At 73.6% G+C, this 5,615-nt stretch carries 5 protein-coding genes and 1 pseudogene; 2 read left to right on the top strand and 4 right to left on the bottom strand.

All coding sequences use genetic code 11. The features are described from left to right. The 4 genes from MR1_RS16125 to MR1_RS16110 form a co-directional block, all read right to left on the bottom strand. Positions 1–1,393, bottom strand: a 1,393-nt coding sequence (locus MR1_RS16125; RefSeq protein WP_157518306.1) for an AAA family ATPase, incomplete at its 3' end; no start/stop codon positions are given. After that, positions 1,393–2,559, bottom strand: coding sequence for an exonuclease SbcCD subunit D (locus tag MR1_RS16120; RefSeq protein WP_067249265.1), 1,167 nt, complete (start codon positions 2,557–2,559; stop codon positions 1,393–1,395). The genes MR1_RS16125 and MR1_RS16120, both read right to left, overlap by 1 nt. 338 nt (positions 2,560–2,897) lie before the next feature. Further along, positions 2,898–3,362: a DIP1984 family protein gene (locus MR1_RS16115; RefSeq protein WP_067249262.1), complete on the bottom strand. Its 465-nt coding sequence runs from the start codon at positions 3,360–3,362 to the stop codon at positions 2,898–2,900. 117 nt (positions 3,363–3,479) lie between these two features. After that, positions 3,480–3,785: a GNAT family N-acetyltransferase gene (locus MR1_RS16110; protein ID WP_067249258.1), complete on the bottom strand. Its 306-nt coding sequence runs from the start codon at positions 3,783–3,785 to the stop codon at positions 3,480–3,482. Between the two features lie 406 nt (positions 3,786–4,191). Between MR1_RS16110 and MR1_RS16100 the strand changes: the two genes are divergently transcribed. After that, a complete protein-coding gene (locus tag MR1_RS16100; RefSeq protein ID WP_067249252.1) occupies positions 4,192–4,905 on the top strand; it encodes a winged helix-turn-helix domain-containing protein in 714 nt (237 codons plus the stop codon). Positions 4,906–5,103: 198 nt separating this feature from the next. Continuing rightward, positions 5,104–5,615: pseudogene (locus MR1_RS16095) on the top strand (DNA-3-methyladenine glycosylase 2 family protein); the annotation flags it as partial.

Genomic DNA, 5,615 nt, shown 5'->3' with positions numbered 1-5,615 from the left:
CCGTCAGAGCGAGGATCTGCGCCGGCAGCTCCTCGCTCTCACGCTCCACAGCGGCCAGCTCCTCCGCGGCCTCCGTCGCCTCCCGCCGTGCCTCGGCGAGCTCACGTTCGCGTTCCGGGTGGCTCTGTTCGAGGTCCGCGGCCCTCTGCCAGGCGCCGCTCTCCCTCGTCCGCTCGGAGGCCCAGGCACGAAGGGCGGCGGCCTCCGCGTCGGGACCGACGGTCTCGTCCGCATACCGCTCCCATGCCGCTCGGGCCGCGTCCTCCGCCTGGACCGCCGCCTTCTCGGCCGCCTGCGCGCGCGAGGCCGTCATGAGCACGGCCCGCAGCGCCTCGGCCGACCGCGCTCGGTCCCGCCGCTCGCGGTCCTCGGCGACGCGCTCCGCCTCGGCGTCCAGCGCGGCGAGCGCCGCGCGCGCACGATCCCGTTCGGTCTGCGCCTGACGTTCCTCCTTCGCGGTCGCAAGACGCTCGTCCGCGGCGGCGAGCGCCGACTCGGCCGCGTCTCGCTCCGCGCGCAGCCTCTCGACGCGGTAGTCGGCGCGCGCGAGCGCCCGCCGCAGCGCGGCGATCCGTTCGGGCGTGCTCCGTGCCCCGATGCCGGTCGGGGCAGCCTCGCCGGTCCCCTCGTCCGAATCGGATCGCCGCGGCTCTCCGGCGGGCGTCGAGTCTCCGACATCGGCGCCGTCCTCGTCCCCGGCGGCGGTACGACCGTGCAGACCGGCGCCGTCCACGATCCGCTCGGCCTCCGCCAGTCGCGCCTCGACCGTCGCCCGGCGACCGCCCAGCGCCGCCTCCGCGGCACGGCGTCGGTCCTCGAACCGGGTCTGGTAGTCCTCGAACCGCTCGGTGCCGAACAGGCGGCGAAGCAGGGCGAGCCGATCGCGGCTGTCGGAGAGCAGGAAGTCGGCGAACCGGTTCTGCGCGAGCAGGATGACCTGCAGGAACTGCTCCTGGGTGAGTTGAAGGATGTCGGCGAGCTCGTTCGCGACGTCGACCGCCCGAGCGGCGCGGCCGACCCACCCGGCATCGGTGTGCTCCTCCAGGGCGACCGCGGCCGCCTGCTTGGTCAGACCGCCGCCGCGTTTGGCCGGTCGGAGGTACTCCGGCGAGCGCGTGACCCGGAAGCGCCCCGCGACCGTGCTGAACTCGACGACGACCTCCGTCGGGTCCTCCGGCTCGCAATGATCGCTGCGCAGCCGCTTCTCGCCGCCGTCGTACCGCGGGACCCCGCCGTACAGGCCGAAGCAGACGGCATCGAGAATGCTCGATTTCCCGGCCCCGGTGCGTCCGGCGATGAGGAAGATGCCGTCGTCCGAGAAGGCGTCGAAGTCGATGACCTGACGGCGCAGGAACGGCCCGAAGCCTTCGATCTCCAGACGATGCAGTCGCACTAGACGAGTGCCTCTGCCCGGACCCGGTCGTCCACGACCTCCTGGATCAGGAGCCGTTCCGCCTCGCTGGGCCCGACGCCCGCGCGCACGTGGGAGAGGAACGCGTCGATCCGGTCCGTGTCGGTGAGGGCGGCCCGCAGCCGCTGCGCGTACGAGCGCTCGTCGCGGGCGTCCGCGCCCGCCGGCTGGTGCTGGACCAGTGCGCAGAAGGGGAAGCGCTCGCGCAGGCGCCGCATCGGCTCGTGCTGAGGCACGGCGTCCGTGTAGACCGCGCAGACCCAGTCGTCCGCGTGCGCCGCCGCGTTCTCCTCGGAGAGGATCTCGTCCAGCGGTCCGGTCAGGGTCACGAGCCGCCGCGGCACCGGCAGGGCGAGCCACGTGACGTCCGCGAGCCCGTCGGCGTCGAGCTCGACCAGCCAGGAACCGCGCTCCTTGTGCTGCTCGCCGAAGCTGTAGTGCAGCGGCGCGCCCGCGTAACGGACGCCTTCGCTCAGCGTCTGCCGCCCGTGGATGTGCCCCAGCGCCACGTAGTCCGCGCCGTCGAACACGGACAGCGGCACCATGTCGATCCCGCCCTGTCGGATCTCCCGCTCCAGCCCGACGGTCGCGTCCACTCCGGCGGCGAAGCAGTGCGCGACGACGACCGATCGCCCGGGGTGCGCCTCCTGCCCCGTCCGCACGAGCGACATCGCGTGCGCCAGGGTCTGCGCCTGCGTGCGCAGCGGGGGCGCCTCGGCGTCCTCGGCCCAGTGCTGACGGACGATCGCCGGCTCGAGGTAGGGCAGCCCGAAGAACCGCACGGGGCCGTGCTCGTCCTCGATCGTGATCGGCGTGGCGATCCCCCGCGGGTCCGTGACGACGTGGATGCCCTCGCGCAGCAGCCGGGACTGGAAGCCGAGCCGGGCGGCGGAGTCGTGGTTGCCGCTGGTCACGATGATCTGCGCTCCGGCGTCGTGCACTGCGGCGAGGGTGTCCGTGAGCAGCGTGTAGGCCGGCGCGGCCGGGGTCGCCGAGTCGAAGACGTCCCCCGCGAGGAGGACGACGTCCACATCGTGCTCCCGCACCTGCGCGACCAGTGCGCCCAGCACCTCGGCCAGCGCCGCGAGCGTCGAGTGCCCGTGGAACGTGCGGCCGATGTGCCAGTCGGAGGTGTGCAGGATCCTCATGCCACCCACGGTACGGAGAGGGTCCGACATCGCCGCTGAGGCGTGCCGCGAACCCGTCCGCCGCCCCGCGGGTCGGGGACGCGGCGCCGCGCCCGCTCCGGGGAACCGGACGGAAGCGCGGCGCCCGCTCCGGGGAACCGGACGGAAGATCCCCTGACCCGCCCTCGTCCGAGGACCGGCACACGGTGGTGCGACCTGCGCGGTGCGCGATCACCTGTGCGGGGTGCGGGGCTGCGCTGTGCGAGACAGGGGCTGCCCTCCGCCCGACAGGGCCGGATTGACCCTCCGGCAGGGTTCGTGCCCGCTTCCTCGGACTACCGACTTCCGTCCGCTCGACCTCACTCCCTCAGATCGTTGGTCCAGTTGGCCTGCTGGATCCGCGTGTCGAGCTCGCGCAGCTCGCGCGCGACATCGTCGGCCCGGGCGCGCAGCTCGGCGACGGGCAGCGCGGGGAACTGGCGCAGCTCGGAGCGCATCTGCCGCATCAGCCCGTTCGAGCCGGACGCGGCGGCGGCCGCCTCCGTGAGAAGGGCGTGCCGCAGGCGCAGCACGTCGCGCGCAGCGAGCGCGTCGGTCATGGTGCCGTCGGCGCCGAGATCGAGGCCTGCATTGGTGGCGTTGATCCGTCGGATGAGGTCGCGGAGGCGTTCCAGCGCCTCCTCCGCCTCCGCCAGCAGCGCGCCGGCGTCCTCCGCGGGCTCCTCCCCCTCCTGGAACCGCGCGTTCGTCGCGATCCGGGATCGGAGCTGCTCGATGCGGCGCTGCAGGTCCGCGCGCGCCGCCAGGGCCTCGGCGAGTCTCATGCCGTCATCCTCGCATCCCGTGGCGCCGCCTGTCTCGGCCGTGCCCCGGCCGGGCGCGCGGCGATCATGACGCTGTGTTACGCACCCCGCCTCGGCCGTGTCCTCGCCGCGCGGCCGTCAGCGGACGCGCAGGAGGGAGGCGTGCTCGGGGTGCGCGGCGAACCAGTCCGCGACGTACCAGCACACGGCGTCGACCTTCCGGTCCCCGCGCGCGGCGATGTCCGCCACCGCGCCCGCCACGACCCGTGCCGCATGCCCGGAGCCGCGGAACGTCGGGATGGTGAAGGCGCGGGTGAGCGCGATGGTGCGCCCGTCGTCGCGGAAGTCCAGGACGCTCAGCAGCTCCCCGCCGCGGGTGAGGGTGTACCGCGACGCGTCGTCCTCCCTGGTCACCAGGTACTCGGTGTCATCCGTCTTCGTCACGCCGCCACGCTACGCCCCGCCGCCGGGGTCGGGGGCCGGTTCGCCTCGTATGTACTCATCTCCGCGGAGAGCCCGTTTTGACACATGCGGACACCGTCGGTAATAATCGGCCCCATGACCACCAACGCACGCCCCATGTCCGCCCAGGAGGCGAACGGGACGACCGGCATGATGATGGCCGGCCGCGTTGGCATGTGTTGCCGAATGTGCTGCTGAACGATTCAGCCACCCGCCCGACTCGCTCTGTCGTGATCTTCGCGAGCTGAGTCACCGAGCACCCACCCGCGTGCTCGCCCCGGCCCTACCGGTCACTTCCGCAACACATCAGACCCGTCCGCGACGCGTCGTCCTCACTCGAACCATCGACGACCGACGTCGCCGGGTCCGTTCCCAAGGACTCATCATCATGTCGAACACCGCCCTCCTCGAGCGTCCCGCCACCGCCCCGACCCGTCTCCACGTCGTGCCGAACACTCAGATCGACGCCCCCGCCGAATCCTCGGCCGCCCAGCTTCCCACCACCCGTGCCCCGCGCGGTTTCGCCCTCTACGTCGGCATCGACGAGCTGAAGGCGGCGACCGCGGGGGTCAGCCTGCCCCTCCTCGTCGACGCCCTGCGCCGCACCCTCGCAGAGCTCGCGCCCGAGGCCGAGACGCACGCCACCGTCGCCCTCGCCCCGCAGACCGCCGGCGGCCGGGATCTCGACGTCGTCCGTCTCGCCCTGCACGAGCCCGGCGCCATCGCGCGCTCCAAGGCCGCCGCCGAGGAGCGCGACGAGGACGAGGGCGGCGTCGTGGTCGACATCTCCCGCAAGCGCGTCCTCATCGACGGAGAGTCCGCCTCGTTCACCTACAAGGAGTTCGAGCTGCTGCAGTACCTGGTTCTCCGCGAGGGCAGCACGATCGAGCGCAGCGAGCTCGTGTCCGCCCTGTGGCAGGCCCCCGAGGACGAGACCCCGGGCGAGCGCACCATCGACGTCCACGTGCGCCGTCTGCGGGCCAAGCTCGGCCGGTACGAGGACATCGTGCGCACGGTGCGCGGGGTCGGATACCGTTTCGACCGTCACGCCGACGTCGTCATCCGCTACGGCCACGGCACCCCCTCGCCCGACCGCTTCTGACCCGCCGGGCCGCTTCTGATCCGCCGGGCCGCGGCGTCCGCGCCGGGTTCCGTGCGATCGCAGTGGTCCCGGCACCGCGCATGGGAGTCGTGCCGGATCGACGGCATGTCGGCTCCCGGACGGCCGACCGCGCCTCGTCCGTGATGCCGGCGGGCCGGCCGAGCGGACGATGTCGCCGCGCCGACGTAGGGTGATCGCATGACGATCGTCCGCACCGCGCGCACCGGGCCCCTCCCGACGCCGCGGCACACGGAGCGTCCGAGGGAGACGGTGTATCGCCCGCGCCACCCGCTCGATCTGCATGCGACGGTGGCGGTGCTCCGTCGCGGCGGGACGGACCCGACGATGGCGGTCGACGGACCTGTGATCTGGCGGGCGTCCCGCACCCCCGCCGGTGTGGCGACCCTGGCGCTGCGCGCCGTCTCGGGCGAGGTGAGGGCGACCGCGTGGGGGCCGGGCGCCGGGCACGCACTCGACCAGGTGCCACGGCTGTGCGGCGCCGCGGACGACGCCGCGGGCTTCGACGCCTCCGCGCACCCGCTCGTCGCTGAGGCGGCCCGACGGAACCCGGGCCTCCGCCTCGCTCGCACGGACCAGGTGTTCGACGCCCTGGCGAGCTCCGTCCTGGAGCAGAAGGTGACGGCCATGCAGGCCTTCGGCGCCTGGCGCGCCCTGGTGTCCCGCTTCGGCGAGCGCGCCCCTGGCCCCAC

Origin of the sequence: Microbacterium resistens NBRC 103078, assembly GCF_001552355.1 — a bacterium.
Lineage (GTDB): Bacteria > Actinomycetota > Actinomycetes > Actinomycetales > Microbacteriaceae > Microbacterium > Microbacterium resistens.
The sequence above is the reverse complement of the archived record's forward strand: the minus strand, read 5'-3'. Positions and strand labels throughout refer to the sequence as shown.

Coding starts and splice junctions, on each gene's coding strand:
- MR1_RS16100 (WP_067249252.1), top strand. CDS start 4,192: ATGTCGAACACCGCCCTCCTCGAGCGTCCCGCCACCGCCCCGACCCGT.
- MR1_RS16115 (WP_067249262.1), bottom strand. CDS start 3,362: ATGAGACTCGCCGAGGCCCTGGCGGCGCGCGCGGACCTGCAGCGCCGC.
- MR1_RS16120 (WP_067249265.1), bottom strand. CDS start 2,559: ATGAGGATCCTGCACACCTCCGACTGGCACATCGGCCGCACGTTCCAC.